At 60.1% G+C, this 19,765-nt stretch carries 15 protein-coding genes; 5 read left to right on the top strand and 10 right to left on the bottom strand.

The window, feature by feature from the left end; all coding sequences use genetic code 11:
- Positions 1-100 precede the first annotated feature (100 nt).
- Complete coding sequence (gene aceK / locus IF690_RS08315; protein WP_202699708.1) at positions 101-1,822, bottom strand: bifunctional isocitrate dehydrogenase kinase/phosphatase; 1,722 nt, start codon at positions 1,820-1,822, stop codon at positions 101-103.
- A gap of 197 nt (positions 1,823-2,019) precedes the next feature.
- On the opposite strand from aceK, the gene IF690_RS08310 reads away from it, so the two are divergent.
- Complete coding sequence (locus IF690_RS08310; RefSeq protein WP_202699707.1) at positions 2,020-2,913, top strand: DMT family transporter; 894 nt, start codon at positions 2,020-2,022, stop codon at positions 2,911-2,913.
- Between the two features lie 172 nt (positions 2,914-3,085).
- Here IF690_RS08310 and IF690_RS08305 read toward each other — a convergent pair whose 3' ends face one another.
- The 4 genes from IF690_RS08305 to cysK all read right to left on the bottom strand — a co-directional run bounded on the left by IF690_RS08305 (position 3,086) and on the right by cysK (position 7,101).
- A complete protein-coding gene (locus IF690_RS08305; RefSeq protein WP_202699706.1) occupies positions 3,086-3,472 on the bottom strand; it encodes a type 1 fimbrial protein in 387 nt (128 codons plus the stop codon).
- A 231-nt stretch (positions 3,473-3,703) separates the two neighbouring features.
- Positions 3,704-4,567 carry a DMT family transporter gene (locus IF690_RS08300; RefSeq protein WP_202699705.1) on the bottom strand — a complete coding sequence of 288 codons (864 nt, stop codon included), beginning with the start codon at positions 4,565-4,567 and terminating at the stop codon, positions 3,704-3,706.
- A gap of 345 nt (positions 4,568-4,912) precedes the next feature.
- On the bottom strand, positions 4,913-5,851 hold the full coding sequence (locus IF690_RS08295; RefSeq protein WP_096373322.1) for an aspartyl/asparaginyl beta-hydroxylase domain-containing protein: 939 nt from the start codon (positions 5,849-5,851) through the stop codon (positions 4,913-4,915).
- A 275-nt stretch (positions 5,852-6,126) separates the two neighbouring features.
- Positions 6,127-7,101: a cysteine synthase A gene (gene cysK / locus IF690_RS08290; protein WP_202699704.1), complete on the bottom strand. Its 975-nt coding sequence runs from the start codon at positions 7,099-7,101 to the stop codon at positions 6,127-6,129.
- Between the two features lie 132 nt (positions 7,102-7,233).
- Here cysK and IF690_RS08285 point away from each other — a divergent pair, with 132 nt between their 5' ends.
- The 3 genes from IF690_RS08285 to IF690_RS08275 all read left to right on the top strand — a co-directional run bounded on the left by IF690_RS08285 (position 7,234) and on the right by IF690_RS08275 (position 10,656).
- A complete protein-coding gene (locus IF690_RS08285; protein WP_202699703.1) occupies positions 7,234-8,310 on the top strand; it encodes a DUF748 domain-containing protein in 1,077 nt (358 codons plus the stop codon).
- A 142-nt stretch (positions 8,311-8,452) separates the two neighbouring features.
- Positions 8,453-9,298 carry an AAA family ATPase gene (locus IF690_RS08280; protein ID WP_202699702.1) on the top strand — a complete coding sequence of 282 codons (846 nt, stop codon included), beginning with the start codon at positions 8,453-8,455 and terminating at the stop codon, positions 9,296-9,298.
- A gap of 179 nt (positions 9,299-9,477) precedes the next feature.
- Positions 9,478-10,656 carry a vWA domain-containing protein gene (locus tag IF690_RS08275; protein ID WP_202699701.1) on the top strand — a complete coding sequence of 393 codons (1,179 nt, stop codon included), beginning with the start codon at positions 9,478-9,480 and terminating at the stop codon, positions 10,654-10,656.
- Between the two features lie 159 nt (positions 10,657-10,815).
- Here the strand turns inward: IF690_RS08275 and IF690_RS08270 are convergent, their stop codons facing one another.
- The 4 genes from IF690_RS08270 to IF690_RS08255 form a co-directional block, all read right to left on the bottom strand.
- Positions 10,816-11,733 carry a 5-oxoprolinase subunit C family protein gene (locus IF690_RS08270; protein WP_202699700.1) on the bottom strand — a complete coding sequence of 306 codons (918 nt, stop codon included), beginning with the start codon at positions 11,731-11,733 and terminating at the stop codon, positions 10,816-10,818.
- Positions 11,730-12,434: a 5-oxoprolinase subunit PxpB gene (gene pxpB, locus IF690_RS08265; RefSeq protein ID WP_202699699.1), complete on the bottom strand. Its 705-nt coding sequence runs from the start codon at positions 12,432-12,434 to the stop codon at positions 11,730-11,732. The genes IF690_RS08270 and pxpB overlap by 4 nt, the downstream gene beginning before the upstream one ends.
- Positions 12,431-13,180 carry a 5-oxoprolinase subunit PxpA gene (locus tag IF690_RS08260; RefSeq protein ID WP_202699698.1) on the bottom strand — a complete coding sequence of 250 codons (750 nt, stop codon included), beginning with the start codon at positions 13,178-13,180 and terminating at the stop codon, positions 12,431-12,433. Before IF690_RS08260 ends, pxpB begins: the two co-directional genes overlap by 4 nt.
- A gap of 69 nt (positions 13,181-13,249) precedes the next feature.
- Positions 13,250-14,533: an MFS transporter gene (locus IF690_RS08255; protein WP_202699697.1), complete on the bottom strand. Its 1,284-nt coding sequence runs from the start codon at positions 14,531-14,533 to the stop codon at positions 13,250-13,252.
- A 137-nt stretch (positions 14,534-14,670) separates the two neighbouring features.
- Here IF690_RS08255 and IF690_RS08250 point away from each other — a divergent pair, with 137 nt between their 5' ends.
- A complete protein-coding gene (locus IF690_RS08250; RefSeq protein WP_202699696.1) occupies positions 14,671-15,591 on the top strand; it encodes a LysR family transcriptional regulator in 921 nt (306 codons plus the stop codon).
- A gap of 62 nt (positions 15,592-15,653) precedes the next feature.
- Here the strand turns inward: IF690_RS08250 and IF690_RS08245 are convergent, their stop codons facing one another.
- A complete protein-coding gene (locus tag IF690_RS08245) occupies positions 15,654-19,385 on the bottom strand; it encodes an autotransporter domain-containing protein (RefSeq protein WP_202699695.1) in 3,732 nt (1,243 codons plus the stop codon).
- Positions 19,386-19,765: the final 380 nt, after the last annotated feature.

Below are 19,765 nucleotides of genomic sequence, written 5' to 3'. Positions count from 1 at the left end.
GCTTTCCCGAGTATTCCTGATGTACCGCGAGCAGCGGTTTTGCGGGACTTCGTCCTCGAACGCAGGCTACGCCAGCGGCTACAGGGCGCGCGGTGCGGGGTTATTCGTTATCCCGTTCCTTGCGCCGGTACGGGAACACATCGATCACCTTGCCGGCGCGAATGGCCTCCTGCAGGCCTTTCCAGTAGTCGGCGTTGTACAGCTCGCCGTGCAACTGGTCGAACAGCTTGCGTTGCCCGACGTCGGCGAACAGGAACGGCGGGAACTCCTCGGGGAACACGTCCAGCGGGCCGATGGAATACCAGGGCTCGGAAGCCATCTCATCCTCCGGGGTGCGCGGCGCCGGGATGTGGCGGAAGTTGGCCTCGGTAAGAAAGCAGATCTCGTCGTAGTCGTAGAACACCACCCGGCCATGGCGGGTGACACCGAAGTTCTTCAGCAGCATGTCGCCGGGGAAGATGTTGGCCGCAGCCAGCTGCTTGATCGCCAGGCCGTAGTCCTCCAGCGCCTCGCGCACCTGGGCCGGGTTGGCGTGGTCCAGGTAGAGGTTGAGCGGGGTCATGCGCCGCTCGGTCCAGCAGTGGCGGATCAGCACCGTATCGCCCTCCACCGACACCGTCGACGGCGCCACTTCCAGCAACTCCGCCAGGCACGCCGGATCGAACTTGCCCAGGGGAAAGCGGAAATCGGCGAACTCCTGGGTATCGGCCATGCGCCCGACCCGGTCGACGCTTTTCACCAGGCGGTACTTCTCGATCACCGTGGCGCGGTCGACGTTTTTCGACGGTGAGAAGCGGTCCTTGATGATCTTGAACACGGTGTTGAAGCCCGGCAGGGTGAACACGCTCATGACCATGCCGCGCACCCCCGGGGCCATGATGAACTGGTCGTCGGTGTTGGCCAGGTGGTTGATCAGCGCCCGGTAGAACTCGGACTTGCCGTGCTTGTAGAACCCGATGGAGGTGTACAGCTCGGCGATGTGCTTGCCCGGCAGGATGCGCTTGAGGAAACCGATGAACTCCGCCGGCACCGGCACGTCGACCATGAAATAGGAACGGGTGAAGGAAAAGATGATCGACACCTCGGCTTCGTCGGTGATCAGCGCGTCGATCTGGATGCCCCGCCCTTCGCGGTGCAGCAGCGGAATCACCAGCGGCCACTGCTCGTCATGGGTGTAGATGCGGCCCACCAGGTAGGCCCCCTTGTTGCGGTACAGCACCGAGGAAAACAGCTCCACCGCCAGCTCCGGGTCCTTGCACACCCAGTCCGGCAGGTTCTCCCGCAGTTGCGACTCCAGGCGCCGCAAGTCGCCGGGCAGGTCGGCATAGGCCTCGCTGAAGCGGTAGTCGACGAAGATCTGCTCGAGCATCGTCGACAGGTGGCCTTGCGGGCGGTAGGTGCGGGTCTGCGCGGCCCGGGCGCGGCGCAGGCTCGGCCGCGTGGTGTGGATGAACATGCAGCCGTCGCTGATCAGGTCGTGGCTGAACAGGCCGCAGAAGGCCGAGTTGTACCAGGTCTCGGACAGCTCATCGTCGAAGCGCAGGTCGATCAGGCTGATATAGGCGCTTTTCACCAGCGGCCACTGATTGACGTCGAGCAGGGTTTCCAGGTCGAACGTCGTGCGCAGCCGCTCCACGGTCTCGCCGACCTTTTCCTCGTACAGGTTGATCCGTGCCGCCGAGGCCTTCTGCGCCTCCTGCCACTGCGCCTGCTCGAAGCGCGCCCGGGCACCGTCGGTGATCTGGCGAAAGTGCTCGCGGTAATCGTCGAAGCCATCGAGGATCGTTCGAGCGATATCGGCGGCGGGCCATTTCTGCGGCATGGTGAGACCTCTGCGGGAATTCGAGAAGCCTGAGCTTAGCCAGTGAACCGGGTGCAGGAGAAGTGCAATTTTTCCGTAGCGAGACAGATCCCGCCCATTCGACCGCAAGATAGCGATTGCTCGCGCCCCGTCTCTCGGCAACACTCTCGCCCTGCCGAAAAAAGGGCCGTTGCAGGGGCCATCAAAGGAGTTGCACCGTGAGACTTGTCGATACCCTGCGTTTGTTGTCCCTGGCCGCGATCTGGGGCGCGAGTTTTCTGTTCATGCGCATCATCGCTCCAGTGATCGGCAGCATTCCCACGGCGTTCTTCCGCGTCTCCATCGCCGCCACCGGCCTGTTGGTGATCCTCGCGCTGATGCGCATCAGCTGGGACTTCCAGGGCAAGTTCAAGACGGTGCTGCTGCTCGGTGTGATCAACTCCGGCATCCCCGCCACCATGTATTCGGTGGCGGCCCTGGTGCTGCCGGCCGGTTATTCGGCGATCTTCAACGCCACCACGCCCTTGATGGGTGTGCTGATCGGCGGGCTGTTCTTCCACGAGAAACTGACCCCGACAAAAATCGCCGGGGTCAGCCTGGGCCTGTTCGGCGTGGGCATCCTGACCCGCGCCGGCCCCATGACCTTCGACCTGGAACTGCTGCTGGGCGCGCTGGCCTGCCTGCTCGCCACCACCTGCTACGGTTTCGCCGGTTTCCTCGCGCGGCGCTGGCTGGACCAGGCCGGTGGCCTCGACAGTCGCCTCTCGGCCCTGGGCAGCATGCTCGGTGCCAGCCTGTTCCTGCTACCGGTCTTCGCCTACAGCGCCATCAGCCAGCCGCCCGCCAGCTGGGGCGGCTGGAGCGTCTGGCTGTCGTTGCTGGGCCTGGGGCTGGCCTGCACCGCCTTTGCCTACATCCTGTATTTCCGCCTGCTGAGCTCCATCGGCCCGGTCAAGTCCATGACCGTGACCTTCATGATCCCGCCGTTCGGGGTGCTGTGGGGCGCGTTGCTGCTGGACGAACCGCTGTCCATGGCCCACCTGTATGGTGGCGTGCTGATCGCCGCGGCGTTGTGGCTGGTGTTGAAACCCACAGCGATGAGGCAAGCCTGAGGGCTGCGGCAAATCCACGACAAAGTGGCTTTGGGGGAGTAAAGGACATTGCATTCAGTCATCGGCCAGGCCGGCGTTCATGGACCCGGTGCGTACCGAGCAACAACGGGGGCATCCGTGACTGTCATTCAATACCCGGCACGCTGGCGCCGGGCATTGACCTGAACCTTTGTCATGGCGACGTCAGGGTAATCAGGTAGCTCCCCGAGGTCACCGGTTTGCCCGCCCCATCGACCAGCGCATATTGCTGATCGTAGTAGCGCCCTTGCTTGCCGCTGTCCGTCACTAGCTTGACATTGACCGGCGACTGGCCAACGGCCGTCACCGTGCTCGACGGACCGACACCGTGCACCCGGATGTCGTTACCCCGCGACAGTTGCGGGCACTGGCGCAGGCTCAAGGCGGCCCCGCCGTGGGCAGTCGAGCTTGGCGTGCAAGGTTCCTCGACGATGCTGCCGTGAAAATAGATTGTTCCCTGAATGCTTTGAGGGGCTGCGGAACAGATTCCACTCAAGCCTAGAAACATGCCGACACCTGCCAAAACCAGCTTGATACTCATTCTGACTTTCTCCATTGGGCCTGAAGAATGTGTCGTCAGTGTAGAAGGAATCTTTAATTTTTAAGGCTTTTCCTATTCCCAAATACGCAATAAATAGAGTATGGAGAATAAAATTTAATATCAATGAGCCATCATCGCTATCGGCCAGTCCTGCCCATCTGAAGGGTACGTCCCAGACAAAAAAAGGCGCAGCCCTCGTTCAAGTCGAAAGCTGCGCGCGACACTCCTGAATCAGCTGTTTTTGCGGAACACGAATACCAGCCCGACAATGATCAACAGCATGCCGAGCACGCTCAGCAGCGCCAGCCGGTTACCGAAGAACAGATAGTCCATCACGGCCGTCACCGCCGGCACCAGGTAGAACAGGCTGGTGACATTCACCAGATTGCCGTGGGCGATCAGCCGGTACAGCAGCAAGGTCGCCAGCACCGAGACCACCAACCCCATCCACAGCACCGGGACGATAAAGCCAACGCTGTGCTCGAAGTGAAACGGCTGGAACGGCACAAACAGCGTGCACAACAACAGCCCGGCCAGGTATTGCACCGGCAGGGTACCCAGCGGGTTGTCGCTGATGCGCTTCTGCATGATCGAGCCCAGGGTCATGCTCACCAGGGCCAGCAGGCCGAAGAGCATCCCGGCCAGCGACATGCCGGCCAGGCCGATGCCCTGGTACACCACCATGATCAACCCGGCCAGCCCCAGCGCCAGGCCGAACATCCGGCTCCAGGAGCGCTGACGCTCCATGATCACCACGGTGAGGATCGGCTGTACTCCCATGATGGTGGCCATCACGCCGGGGGTAACCTTCAGGTCCAGGGCCAGCAGGTAGAAGATCTGATACGCCCCCAGCAACACCAGCCCGGTGGCCACCGCGTACAGCATCGGCTTGCGCCCGCGGGGCAAACGCAGCTTGAGCAAGGGAATCAACAGCACCAGCCCGCACAGGGCGATGGCGAAACGCAACAGCAGGAAGGCAAAGGGCGAGGCATGGGCCAGCCCCCATTTGGAGAAGATCGCCCCACTGCTCCAGAGCAGGACGAACAGGCTCGTGGAAGCCGCCGCGAGCGCGGACTTTTTCGTTATGAGCAACATGAATACCACCTGTAATCAGGCAAATAGCCAACTCAGCCGAGGCTGAAATTCAGTAGTTTTTTCTGGCGGGTACGGGCAACAGCAGAGGTTGCTGATCAGCCCCGTACGACGACGCCCGGCGGTGATACGACGGCGCACACCGGCGTGCTACTGACAGGTGGGGGGTAATGACTGATCTGCACAGGCTGCTGGTTCCCGCACGGCACGACGCCAGCGTTGACCGCTGAATCGACTACCGCGTTGATGAGGGAATGAGTCATGTGCTGATCTTTCTGAAGAGGAAGGTGAATCTTCTGATACACCGGGCGCCGACTATAACCAGCGCCCGATCTTCATTGCAACGCCTTATCCGAACAACCAGTAACCCAGGGCGGTCAGGACCACCACCGCCAGCACCGGACGCATGACGCGGTAGAGCTTCGGATTGCGGCGCTTCCATTGCTTGACCACACCACTGATACGGTCGCTGAAACGCTTGCTCCAGGCATAGGCCTGGTTGATCCCGCCGACACGCTCGTCGTCGAGGTTCTGCGGCGCGGTGGCGCGCCCCAGCCAGCCGCTGATCCAGCGGTTGATACGAGTCATCAGCGGGTTGCTCAGTGGGCGCTCGATGTCGCAGAACAGGATGACCCGGGTCTTGTCGGTCTCGTTTTTCACCCAGTGCACGTAGGTTTCGTCGAACATCACGTCTTCGCCATCGCGCCAGGCGTAGACCTGGCCGTCGACGAAAATCCGGCAGTCGTCGGAGTTCGGCGTGGACAGGCCCAGGTGATAACGCAAGGAACCGGCGAACGGGTCGCGGTGCGGGTTCAGGTGACTGCCGCCGGGCAGCAGGGCGAACATCGCGCCCTTGACGTTGGGAATGCGGCTGACCAGTTCAACGGTCTTCGGGCACAGTAATTCGGCCGACGGCAGCGGTTTGTCGTACCACTTGAGGTAGAAACGCTTCCAGCCCTTCTTGAAGAACGAACCGAAACCGGCGTCGTTGTTCTTCTCCGCGGCGCGGATATAACCCTCATCGAACAGGTGCATGGCTTCGTCGCGGATCACTTCCCAGTTGTCCTTGAGCACATCCAGCTCGGGGAACTTGCTGCGGTCCAGGTAAGGCTTGGAAGGCACGCCGGAAAACAGGTACATCAAGGCGTTATAAGGAGCGAACAGCGCCGAATGGTTGACGAACTGACGCAGCACCGGCAGTCGAGCCTTACCGCGTAAATGTACGTAGAGAGTGCTGCCGATGAATAGCAGCAACACCGCGGACTTGGCGGCAAACGAAAGGCTCATGCAATATCTCCTTGAAATAGTTACCAGCGGGGCAGCATTCATCCGGCATGGCAGCCGGCCATGATAAACACTCCCGGCCCCTGGAAAAACCCGCACAAACCGACAATCAGTGTTAACAGTCGTGCAATAAAACGCTAATTAACACGCCCCGGCTGAACGCCAGCTGATGCATGTCAGGACAATTGCCCTGTGCCCTGCACGCCGCAGCCGCCGGACCTTCGATCGCCGACCAGCCGGCTCCTGCGCAGCCTGCCGGCGATCACCTGCCCACTGTCTTACTGCTGGTTCTCCTGCTCGGTGAACAGGTCGCTGAACAGCATGCTCGACAGATAACGTTCCCCCGAATCCGGCAGGACCACCACTATGGTCTTGCCTTGCATCTCGAGGGTTTCCGCCAGGCGTACCGCCACCGCCATCGCCGCGCCGCAGGAAATGCCACAGAGGATCCCCTCCTCCTGCATCAGGCGCAGGGCCATGGCCTTGGACTCCTCGTCGCTCACCAGCTCGACCCGGTCGACCATCGACAGGTCGAGGTTGCTTGGCACAAAGCCAGCGCCGATGCCCTGGATCTTGTGCGGGCTGGGCTTGATCTCTTCGCCGGCCAGTTTCTGGGTGATGACCGGCGAGACGCTCGGCTCCACCGCCACCGACAGGATAGGTTTGCCCTGGGTCCTCTTGATGTAGCGGGAAACACCGGTGATGGTGCCGCCAGTGCCGACGCCGGCCACCAGCACGTCCACGGCGCCATCGGTGTCATTCCAGATTTCCGGACCGGTGGTTTTCTCGTGGATCGCCGGGTTGGCCGGGTTATCGAACTGCTGCGGCATGAAGTATTTGCCAGGGTCGCTGGCGAGGATTTGCGCGGCCCTCTCGATTGCACCTTTCATGCCCTTGGCCGGCTCGGTCAGCACCAGTTCGGCCCCCAGCGCCTTGAGTACCTTGCGCCGCTCGATGCTCATCGACGCCGGCATGGTCAGGATCAACTTGTAGCCACGGGCCGCGGCGACGAATGCCAGGCCGATGCCGGTGTTACCCGAGGTCGGCTCGATGATGGTCATGCCCGGCTTGAGTTTGCCGCTGCTTTCCGCGTCCCAGATCATGTTCGCGCCGATCCGGCACTTCACCGAATAACCTGGGTTGCGCCCTTCGATCTTGGCCAGGATGGTGACGCCGCGGGGCGCGATACGGTTGATCTGCACCAGTGGCGTATTGCCAATGGAGTGGGCGTTGTCGACGAAAATGCGGCTCATGGCTGGGTCCTTGTACAGCGTGAAAGGAAGTCTCCAAGGGTATGCCTCGCCCCCATGAGCGTCCAGTCGGGACGAACGACTGCGATGCCGGGGAGTCAATCGCTATAGGCACATGGCTGGAGACTCATACGCATGAAACGTCGCTACAGCTGGCCCCTGTGGACCCTCGCCGGGGTGCTGGCGCTGCTGGTCGCCCTGCACATCGCCCTGCCCTATCTGGTGCGCGATTACCTCAATGACCGGCTCGCCAACATGGGCGACTACCGCGGCCAGATCGCCGATATCGACCTGGCCTTGTGGCGCGGTGCCTACCGGATCAACGGCCTGAAGATCGTCAAGGTCGACGGCAAGGTGCCAGTGCCCTTCGTCAATGCACCGCTGGTCGATCTGTCGGTGAGCTGGCACTCCCTGTGGTACGACCACGCGGTGGTGGCCGAAGTGCAATTCGTCAGGCCACAGGTCAACTTCGTCGACGGCGGCGCCAACAAACAGAACTCGCAAACCGGCGAAGGCACCGACTGGCGCGCCCAGCTGAACAAGCTGCTGCCCATCACCCTCAACGAAGTACAGGTCAGCGACGGCCAGATCAGTTTCCGTAACTTCAATTCCAAACCGCCGGTAAACATGAGCGCCACCCAGGTCAACGCCAATGCCTACAACCTGACCAACGTGGTCGACACCCAAGGCAAACGCGACGCCCGCCTCGAAGGCAAGGCCCTGCTGCTGGGCCATGCGCCCCTGGAGACCAACGCCACCTTCGACCCGCTGAGCGATTTCCAGGACTTCGCGTTCCGCCTGCGTGTACGGGATATCGAACTCAAGCGCTTGAACGACTTCGCCGCCGCCTATGGCAAATTCGACTTCAACGCCGGCCACGGTGACCTGGTGATCGAAGCCGAGGCCAACAAGGGCCAGCTCACCGGCTACATCAAGCCGCTGCTGCGCGATGTCGATGTGTTCAACTGGCGGCAGGATGTCGAGAACAAGGACAAGGGAATATTCCGCTCGATCTGGGAAGCCCTGGTGGGCGCCAGCGAAACCGTGCTGAAAAACCAGGGAAAAAACCAGTTCGCCACCCGGGTCGAACTCAAAGGCAGCGTACATCAGCGTGATGTCAGCGCATTCCACGCTTTTTTGCAGATTTTACGCAATGGTTTCATCGAGGCCTTCAATGCCCAGTATGAGCGCCCCAAGCCATCCGCTGACTGAGTCACCCTGTGACGCCCCATTCAGAGACTGAATGGGGCGTCTGCGTTCACAGTCGACCGGGCGGCGCGCTATAGTCGGCCATCGTGTTTTATTCTTCCGACCTGCTCGATGCACGTCGGCGTTACCGTTCGAGGAATTGCAGATGAAGTTCGAAGGCACCAGCGCGTACGTCGCTACCGATGACCTGAAGCTGGCAGTCAATGCCGCCATCACCCTGGAGCGGCCACTGCTGGTCAAGGGCGAACCGGGCACCGGCAAGACCATGCTCGCCGAGCAACTGGCCGAGTCCTTCGGTGCCAAGCTGATCACCTGGCACATCAAGTCCACCACCAAGGCCCACCAGGGCCTGTACGAGTACGACGCGGTGAGCCGACTGCGCGATTCGCAGCTGGGCGTGGACAAGGTGCATGAGATCCGCAACTACCTGAAAAAGGGCAAGCTGTGGGAAGCCTTCGAATCCGAGGAGCGGGTGATCCTGCTGATCGACGAAATCGACAAGGCCGACATCGAGTTCCCCAACGACCTGTTGCAGGAACTCGACAAGATGGAGTTCTACGTCTACGAAATCGACGAGACCATCAAGGCCAAGCAGCGCCCGATCATCATCATTACCTCCAACAACGAGAAAGAGCTGCCCGACGCCTTCCTGCGCCGCTGCTTCTTCCACTACATCGCCTTCCCCGACCGCGCCACCCTGCAGAAAATCGTCGACGTGCACTACCCGGACATCAAGAAGGACCTGGTCAGCGAAGCGCTGGACGTGTTCTTCGACGTGCGCAAGGTGCCGGGCCTGAAGAAGAAGCCTTCGACCTCCGAGCTGGTGGACTGGCTCAAGCTGCTGATGGCCGACAACATCGGCGAAGCGGTGCTGCGCGAACGCGATCCGACCAAGGCCATCCCGCCGCTGGCCGGCGCCCTGGTGAAGAACGAGCAGGATGTGCAACTGCTGGAACGCCTGGCTTTCATGAGCCGTCGCGGCACCCGCTAGGCTCTGCCCAGAAGCTGCCTGCGCGTCGATCATGCTGCGTTAAAAACAGGCTCGGAATGCTCATTTAGTAAACTAAAGTCGCCCGCGACTCCGACCGTTCCTCGCCTGTTTTTGCCTTGCCTGATCGCCGCTCGGCGAGCTTCTGAACAGACCCAAAGATTATTTGGAGAGCGATAGTCATGCTGCTCAACCTGTTCAATGAAATGCGCGCCGCCAAGGTTCCGGTGTCGGTGCGCGAGCTGCTCGACCTGATCAACGCGCTCAAGCAGCGCGTGACCTTCGCCGACATGGACGAGTTCTATTACCTGTCCCGGGCGATCCTGGTGAAGGACGAGCGGCACTTCGACAAGTTCGACCGCGCGTTCGGCGCCTACTTCAACGGCCTGGAAAAACTCGACGACCACCTGCAGGCGCTGATCCCCGAGGATTGGTTGCGCAAGGAGTTCGAGCGCTCGTTGAGCGATGAGGAACGGGCGCAGATCCAGTCCCTCGGTGGCCTGGACAAGCTGATCGAAGAGTTCAAGAAACGCCTGGAAGAACAGAAGGAACGCCACGCCGGTGGCAACAAGTGGATCGGCACCGGCGGCACCAGCCCCTTCGGCTCCGGCGGCTTCAACCCGGAAGGCATCCGCGTCGGCGACGCCGGCAAGCGCCAGGGCAAGGCGGTCAAGGTCTGGGACCAGCGCGAGTACAAGAACCTCGACGACTCGGTGGAACTGGGCACCCGCAACATCAAGGTGGCCCTGCGCCGCCTGCGCAAGTTCGCCCGCCAGGGCGCGGCGGACGAGCTGGACATCGATGGCACCATCGACCACACCGCCCGCGACGCCGGCCTGCTGAACATCCAGATGCGCCCGGAACGGCGCAACAGTATCAAGCTGCTGTTGCTGTTCGATATCGGCGGCTCGATGGATGCCCACGTGAAAGTCTGCGAGGAACTGTTCTCGGCCTGCAAGACCGAGTTCAAGCACTTGGAGTACTACTACTTCCACAACTTCATCTATGAGTCGGTGTGGAAGAACAACCTGCGCCGCGGCTCGGAACGCACCTCGACCCAGGACGTGCTGCACAAGTACGGCGCCGACTACAAAGTGATCTTCGTCGGCGACGCCGCCATGGCGCCTTACGAAATCACCCAGGCCGGCGGCAGCGTCGAGCACTGGAACGAAGAAGCCGGCTACGTGTGGATGCAGCGCTTCATGGAAAAGTACAAGAAGCTCATCTGGATCAACCCCTACCCGAAAGACACCTGGGGCTACACCGCCTCGACCAACATCGTGCGCGAATTGATCGAAGACCAGATGTACTCGCTGACCTTGCGCGGCCTGGAAGAAGGGATGCGGTTTCTCTCCAAATAGGATCCCGTCCAACGCGATCCCTGTAGCCGCTGCCGCAGGCCGCGATCGGCTTGGGCGGCACTCCGACGAAGCAGACGCGCTCTTGAGTCCGCTTGAAGGCCCTTCGACCAACGTGGCCCGGACCATCGCAGCCTGCGGCACTACAGGTATCGCTCCGCGTCACACGAAACCGCGTAGAAACTCGATCTGCTGCCGATACGCCGTCTCCTGCACCACCGGCGTCAGGCGCACCTCGCTGCCCGGCAGGCATTGCGCCAGCCGCGCCAGCGCCAGGGGCGTCAAGGCCCCCAGCCGCGGATACCCGCCAATGGTCTGCCGGTCGTTGAGCAACACGATCGGCTGGCCGTCCGGCGGCACCTGGATCGCGCCCAGGGGAATGCCCTCGGAGATCATCGGCGCCCCTTGATAGCGCAATGGCGGCCCCAGCAGGCGCATGCCCATGCGGTCGGCGCGGCTGTCCAGGGTCCAGGCGCTGTTGAAGGCATCGAACAGGCTCTGCCCGCTGAACTGGCCGATCTGCGCCCCGAGAATCACCTCCAGTGGCGCCTTCGATCGCAGGTCCGGCAGTTGCTTGCCCGACAGTTCCTTGAGGTTCCCCCCCGCCCCGGAATACTCCAGCCGCGCGCCCTCGGCCAGCGGTTGGCCGAAACCGTCGAGCCCGCCCAGTTCCTCGCGGACCACGCTGGCGCAACTGCCCAGCACCTTGGGCGCATTGAAACCGCCGGGCGCCGCCAGATAGGCTCGCGCCCCCAGGTACGGCTGGGTGAAACGCAGCCGCTGGCCTTTTTGCAGGATAAAACTGCGCCCCGGGCTGAGCGGACGCCCGTCGATACAGGCCCCCAGGTCGGCACCCGCCAGCGCCAGCAGGCACAGCTCCTCGGCGACCACGCTGAAGCCGCCCAGGGTGATCTCGATCACCGGCGCATCCAAAACGTTGCCCAGCAGCCAGTTGGCCCAGGACATCGACACCCAGTCCAGCGCGCCCCCCTGGGTCACGCCCAGGTGCCGCACGCCAAAGCGACCGGCGTCCTGCAACAGGCACAAAGGTGTGCTGGTTTCGATCGTCAGGCGGCTCATGCCAGCACCTCCAATGGCCTGTCGTCGCCGCCCAGGCGAATGAATTCGGCGTGGTCCACCGCGGCGAAACGCACGCTGTCGCCCGGTTGCATCAGGCTGTAGCCGTCGCGCTCGCGATCGAACAGGCAGCTCGGCGTACGCCCGATCAGGTTCCAGCCACCCGGCGACACCAGCGGATAAGCCGCGGTCTGCCGCTCGGCAATGCCGACGCTACCGGCCGCCACGCGCTTGCGCGGCGTATCCAGGCGCGGCGCGGCCAGCACTTCGTCCACCAGCCCCATGAAGGCGAAACCCGGGGCAAAGCCCAAGGCGAACACCTGGTATTCACGCTCGCTGTGGCGACGAATCACCTCGCTCACCGACAGGCCGCTGCGCCGCGACAACAGGCTCAGCTCCGGGCCGACGCTGAGGTCGTACCAGACCGGCAGCACATGGCGCTGGCCGCCGGTACGCGAATCGGGGGTCAGGTCGGTCAGGGCCTGGCCGATCAGCTCCCGGGCCTGGGACGGGCTCAAAGCCCGCAGGTCGTAGTGCACCATCAGCGTGGTGTAGGACGGCACCAGGTCGATCAACTGCCCGCCGAAGGCCGCCCGCAGGCGCTCGCTGGCAGCGAGCATCCACGGCATGTTGGCCTCGGCGATGGCATCGAACAGGCGCACCATCAGGCAGTCGATGGCCACCACTTCAAGGCGTATTTTCATGCGGGCAACTGCGCAAGGGCCGCACGGATACGCTGCACGGCGGCCACCGAACTGGCGTTGTCGCCGTGCACGCACAGGGTATTGGCCTTCAGGTGCAAGGCGCTGCCGTCGCTGGCCTGCAGCGCGTCGCCGCGGGCGATGGTCAGGGCCTGGGCAATGATCTTTTCCGGGTCGTGATGCACCGCCCCCGGCAGTTGCCGCGACAGCAGATGGCCGGCGCTGTCGTAGGCGCGGTCGGCGAAGGCTTCGAACCACAGGGTCACGCCGAACTCGTCGCCCAGGGCCTGGACCGCGCTGTTGTCACGGGTAGCCATCAGCATCAACGGCAGCTGCCGGTCGTAGGCGGCCACCGCCTGGATCACCGTGCGCAACTGCGCCGGGTTGGCCATCATGTCGTTGTACATGGCGCCATGGGGTTTGACATAGCTCACCCGGCTGCCCTGGGCCCGGCAGATGCCGTCGAGGGCGCCGATCTGGTAATGCAGCAGGTCCTGCAGTTCCTGGGCGCCGTAGGCCATGGAGCGGCGGCCGAAGCCGGCCAGGTCCTGGTACGCCGGATGCGCGCCGATGCGCACGCCGTTGGCCAGGGCCAGGCTGACGGTCTTGCGCATGATGCTCGGGTCGCCGGCGTGGAAACCGCAGGCGATGTTGGCGCAATCGATGAATGGCATCACCTCGGCATCCAGGCCCATGGTCCAGTTGCCAAAGCTTTCGCCGATGTCGCAATTCAATAACAGGCGGCTCACGGTCAGTGCTCCTGTAGCGTTTGTCGTTTTGGCTGCGGGGATCGCGATGGGATGCCCACAGATTATCAGTTAGCGCGCTTCGAGTTGCTTGCCACGGGTTTCCGGCAGGCTCAGGGCCGCCAGCACCACGATGCCGTAGGACACGGCGGCGAAAGTGCCGATGGCCGCGCCCAGCGGAATGTGCTGGCTGAGCAGGCCGATCAGCAGCGGGAACAAGGCTGCCAGCGCCCGGCCGCTGTTGTAGCAGAAACCCTGGCCCGAACCGCGGATCCGCGTGGGGAACAGCTCGGTCAGGAAGGCGCCCATGCCACTGAAGATCCCTGAGGCGAAAAAGCCCAGGGGAAAGCCCAGCCACAGCATCACCGCGTTGCTCACCGGCATTTGCGTGTACAGCAGGACGATGGTGAACGAGCCGGCGGCGAACAGGACGAAGTTCTTCTTGCGCCCGAGAATATCGGTCAGATAGGCGCTGATCACATAGCCCACATAGGAGCCGAAGATCACCATCGCCAGGTAGCCGCCGGTGCTCAGCACGCTCAGGCCCCGCTCGGTCTTGAGGAAGGTCGGCAGCCAGAAGGTGATGGCGTAGTAGCCACCCTGGGCGCCGGCCGCGAGCAGCGATGCGCGCAGGGTGGTACTGAGAATGCCAGGGGCGAAAATCTCGTAGAAGCGCGAGGGGTTGTCAGGCACTTCCCGGGCCCGGGTTTGCCGGTAGACCTCCGGGTCCTTGACCAGCCGGCGGACGAAAATCACGAAGATCGCCGGCAGGATGCCCAGCAGGAACAGGGCGCGCCAGGCGTCTTCCGGCGGCAACAGGGAATACATCAGCGCATACAGCAATGCCGTGATGCCCCAGCCCAAGGCCCAGCCGGACTGCACCATGCCCACCGCCTTGCCGCGGTTTTCCGCACGGATCACCTCGCCGATCAGCACCGCGCCGGCGGTCCATTCGCCGCCGAAACCGAAGCCCATCAGGGTCCGGGCGATCAGCAGCTGCTCGTAGTTCTGCGCCAGGCCACAGAGGAAGGTGAAGAAGGCGAACCAGAGCACGGTCAGTTGCAGGGTGCGCACCCGGCCGATGCGGTCGGACAGGATGCCGGCGATCCAGCCGCCCAGGGCGGAGGCCAGCAAGGTGCTGGTGTGGATCAGCCCGGCCTCGGCGGAGCTGATGCCCCACAGCGCAATCAGGGTCGGGATGACGAAGCTGAGCATCTGGGTGTCCATGCCATCCAGGCCGTAACCGGCCTTGCAGCTCCAGAACGTGCGGCGTTCCTGCTGGTTGATGTCGCGGTACCAGTCGAAGGGGCCGGCGCGGCGCGGGGCCTTGGCGGCCAGTGTTTCGGGCGCACTCATGGCGATCTCCAGGGTAATTTATTGGTGTTGTTCTGGGCCCCGACGACGCATATCGTGGGTTGGCGCATTCTTCGGCTCGAGCGCCATCTGCGTCCAACTAATAAAAACTGCCCTTATGCATAAGAAAAGTTGATCCCATGAACCTTAAGTTCCTCGAAACCTTCGTCTGGGTCGCACGGCTGAAGAGCTTCAGCCACACCGCGGAAAAACTCTTTACCACCCAGGCAGCGATCTCCAGCCGTATCGCGGTGCTGGAAGGCGAGTTGGGCGTGAAGCTGTTCCTGCGCGACTCCCGGGGCGTCACCCTGACCCCGGAAGGCGTCAAGGTGCTGGAGCACGCCGAGCAAATGCTCGACACCCTACAGGTGCTGAGACAGTCGATCGAGGCGCCGTCGACAAAGGTTGGACGGATTCGCATCGGGGTCATGGATACCGTGATCCACACCTGGCTCAGCCCCCTGGTGGCCGAGTTGATGGATCACTATCCACAGGTGGAGATCGAGCTGGTGGCCGACACGTCGCTGAACCTGTGCGAGCAGTTGCAAAAAGGCTTTCTGGACCTGGTGCTGCAAACCGACCTGCTACGCCAGGAGAGCATCCGCAGCCAGGAGCTGGCCAGCCACCCGGTGGCCTGGATCGCCGCCAGCGCGTCGATCTACAACCGCGACTACAGCACTCTGGCCGAGCTGGCACGGGAACGGATTGTCACCTACTCGAAGAACTCCCTGCCCCACCAGCAGGTACTGAGCCTGATGCAGGCCAATGGCGTACTGGCGCCACGGCTCAATTGCGTCAACTCGGTGTCGGCCATTACCCGTCTGCTGCGGGACGGCTTCGGCATCGGCGCCCTGCCACCGGTGCTGGTGCGCGAAGAACTGGCCCGAGGCGAACTGATCCAATTGGCTATCGAGCAGCGTCCACCGAACCTGCAGGTGGTGGTGTCATGGCGGGTAGGCGCAGAGTTAGTGGAAGACATCGTGCAGTTGTGCCAACGTGTGGCGCAGCGTTATGCCCAGAGGGTCGGGCCCGAGCACATGCTCCTGGCATCTGCCTTGTAGGCGCCGCCCCTCCAGACACTCGACACTGCCCATCTAAGTCATTGAGACTTGAGGCTCGGAACTCAGAACTGCCATGAAGCGAAGGCGGACACCACTTGGTCGCGCATTCCGCTAGCACGCTCCGCCGTATAGTCCAGACCGACCGCTAAACCGCTCTTGTGCTGCGCCACCACCTTCGCGTTCAACTGCAGGGTGTCTCTTTTCAGAGGAAGGCCGGCACTACCAAATTCACCGTCTATCGAGCGATATTGCATATCAGTGTTCGACGACAAACCGGAGAATATGTGCTTCAAGCCTGCACCGCCCTGAAAATCAACCTTGATATCTTGGCTGTAAAGCTTCGAGTGATTCAGACGAACGCCCAGTGTGCCAGCAGAAAGATCCTTGCTTTCCTGCTTCCCCTTGACCGCGAACAGCTCTTTTTTCTCGGAGAAACCAGATACGTCCAAACGGGTGTAAGACACACCAGCGTAGGGTTCAAGAACAACCTCTCCAAGGTTCAAGCCATAGGCCAGCTCAGAAAAAACCTGAGCCGAACGCCCATGATAATCAGCCTTGAGTGCGGAGTAATGCCCCTTGTAGTAGACCTTGCGCCGACTCTCGATCTCATGCCAGGCCAGATTGGCTCCCAGCCTCACTGACAAAGCGTCATAACGCTTGTTGCCATAGGCCCCTAAATGGAAGGTCTTGACATCGGCACTGCCAAGACCTTGCGACAGATTGCTTTGCTGGTAACCGCCGACAACCCCCAAAATCAGATCCTTGTCCTCGATGAGCACATCATTGCCGAGCACGAATCCGTTGGTACGGCGACTCATGCTGGCAATATTGTCAGTACCTTGCTGCTTACCTTCCGAACCGAACGCATAACCCCAAGCGCCCTGGCCCAACAGATTGACCGATGAATCGAACATCCGCTTGGTGACCGCAGATTGCACAAACGATGATTCCTGCAGTAGGACAGTTTGAATGCTGGGGTGAATGTCGGCAGGCAATGTTGCAGTCAACTGAAGAACCTCTGCGGAACTCATCCCCTCAATCAGGGCGATTTCCTTTGGCACCCGCTGCTGAGGGCTACTTGAGACGGCCGCTGTCGGCGCAGAAGTCTGAACAGTCGTCACAGGAGGAGTAGTCTGCGCTACCGCTGGCGCGGACACAGGCGCTACCGCCTCGACCGGGGCTGGAGCAGCAGACTCAACAGGCGAGGTTGTTGGCTGCGCTACCGCTGGCGCGGACACAAGCTCTACCGCCTCGACCGGGGCTGGAGCAGCAGACTCAACAGGCGAGGTTGTTGGCTGCGCTACCGCTGGCGCGGACACAAGCTCTACCGCCTCGACCGGGGCTGGAGCAGCAGACTCAACAAGCGAGGTTGTTGGCTGCGCTACCGCTGGCGCGGACACAGGCTCTACCGCCTCGACCGGGGCTGGAGCAGCAGACTCAACAGGCGACGTTGTTGGCTGCGAGGCCACCGAGTCCAGTGGTGCGCAGGCGGCCATCTGGTTTTGGCCCTGACAAAAGCTACTCAACTTAATGCTGTTACGTATCAGTTGCAGGCTCACGGCTGCTGGATGGTAGATCAGGGTGGGCTCCAGAAAAGCCAGGTTGGTGCTCACCTGCTCAAACTGCCCATTCACCTGTTTGGCAGCACTGAGAATTGTGTATAGGCTCTTATCCGCATAATTGCCGTCTGCGGCGTTAACCTGAACCTCTCCGCCCTCAATGTTTGCGGTCCCTCCAGCCCTGATCTCGTCACTCTGACTCGCGGCATCCACTTCAACTTCGTAAATTGACCCTTTCGCGAACTTGATATCGTCTTGCACCGTGAAGAGGCCGATAGAATTACCTGGGGCAATAGCCGCGCCTGGTTGCAGATCGACGGAACGCACACTTCCAACACCGGAAAGACGGGCTCCCGGCGCGACAGAGACATCGGTGTTGTTAAACGCGGCATTCACGGCCAACTGCCCCTGATTGATCCAGGTTTTACCGCTTATATCTCCATTGCCAGTCAGATTCAGCAAGCCAAAACCATTTTTGATCAAATCTCCAGTTCCATTGATGGCGCCACTAAATACCTTATTATCCGAGCGATTGAAAATCAAAGTGCTATAATTGTCTACATTCCCCTGAAGCCAGCCTTGATCACCGCCATTACCCACCTGCAAAGCACCACCAACAACATACACCAAGGACAAGTCATTATCTGCAGCGAGCACCAACTTGCCAGAGCCACTTTTTAAAAGTGGCCCGTTAGAAGCACTGCCTGTGTAGATCAGTTCTGACGCTTCCCCATCAACTTCAATTCCACCACCAACTTCTTTACTAACAAGAAGATCAACATCCAACTGACTAGTACGAGGACGATCATTGAAATTCTCGGCCTCCCCATCAAAATACAAAATACCTCCATTTAACTTGACAGTCTTGGAAAGCGCCTCAGCCTGCCCCCTCAAACTAAGATCCAAAACCCCATTATTAATCTGATGAATAACTACCCCGTTCTCCTCAACACTGGTTATATCAACGAAAGAATCAAGATAAGCATCATAGCCTCTACCTTGCGCATGAGCACTGATAACTTCATTAGGATCCCGCAAGTAGTTCCTGTAACTATCAGCTATTATCTTACTTGTCTCTTCACTCGGGTGCAGCCCATCCTCAGTCAAATACCCACCCAAACCATAGGCTTTCTTATCCGAATTAATTCCATACTCGGCACTATTGTTTGAAATATGTGAAAGCAATTTAAACGCATCAAAAATCGTTATATTAATACCGGGATTCTTCAAGGCCGCCCCCAAGGCCGCCACCATCGCCTGCTCATTCGCATCAAACATCAATCTGGACATATTACGATGAGCGTCTTCCTCCGACAGAGCGACCCCCAAGTGGAGCGTATTAGTCTGTCCAGGCTTCCAATCCAAGTATTCAGGAGTCACTCGAAGATCAGGTATATTGCCAAAAAAGATGTGCTTCGCACCTTGAGCGGCTATATCCTCCAATAGTTTTTTTCGCCCCTCGGACAAATCCTTGCTTGCCTTCTCAAAACTTCTGGCGCCGCTGTAGCCTTGCTCGATTACATCATTCCCGCCAGCCATGATCATGGCTAAGTCGTGCTCACCAAAAACACCGCCGGCCTTTTTAAAGGCCTCAGGTTGATCAACAATTTTATTTATCAAGGTGATATTTCTTTCAACCATCCTATCTATAGTTAAATCAGCAATTACTTCCTCTTGAAACACCCACGCCAGCCACGACGGAAGTTTATCCTTAACCGCACTGACCACTTGCAAGGCTATACCACGCAACAGCTTTCTATCCTCCCCAGGGAAATCACTAACAAGCTTGCCCCCTCCCTGAGCCATATCAACAAATTTCTTATCCTTCACCGCAATATTTGATTTATCGCCGCTATAAACACGAAACTCCACATCATAACCAAGCGGACTAAACTTATCCCCCCAATCCATTGGATTAGCGCGATAAAAATCCTTTTCAAATAATTGTTGAGCCACGTTCCCAGTGCCAGAGGTAAAGGGAGCCCCCATTGGCAACTTTTGTTCAAAATTCCTCCCCAAAACCCCAAGATTAAATTTTTTAGTTATATTCCCCGTATCCAACTCACTATCGCCAAACAACACAACTCGAGGGTATTTTTCCTTCACCCTAGCAATATCAGCCAACGTAATTTCCGGTCGAACAGCGATACCCGGCTGCGCAACAACCGTCATTGAAAACGAGATGACGCATACAACCATTACAGACAGGATTCCATCTTTGCGCCTTATACCCATCGTCCAGCACCTTTATTATTTTATTTTTATAGAGACTTTAAAAACACCAATAAAATCATTGCAACAGTAGAAGTCCTCCACCACTCCCTATGTTTGTGTTTGCATCTATCGCCCACGACTTAAACAGTCGTTTGACGAGTATTAGCCCCAAAAAAAAATGAAAAATGCAGGCATTTTCCTACTGCCTTGTAGGAAATTTCCTTATGAATGGCTTTCTATGAAATAACGCCATACAAGCGTTTGTATGCTTCACGCTGAGTGAGTCGAGCTCTGAACACGCGCAATGACTTGCGCCCCCGCGTGCCCCCCCAACACAAAAGAATGTCAGGGGAGCCTTGTGAGGCGGCAGACGAAAAGATGTTCTGGCGGATCGTTGAGCG

Origin of the sequence: Pseudomonas sp. SK3(2021) (genome assembly GCF_016772375.1) — a bacterium.
GTDB lineage: Bacteria > Pseudomonadota > Gammaproteobacteria > Pseudomonadales > Pseudomonadaceae > Aquipseudomonas > Aquipseudomonas chlororaphis_I.
Note: the sequence above shows the minus strand (reverse complement) of the source record. Positions and strands in the feature narration are given on the sequence as shown.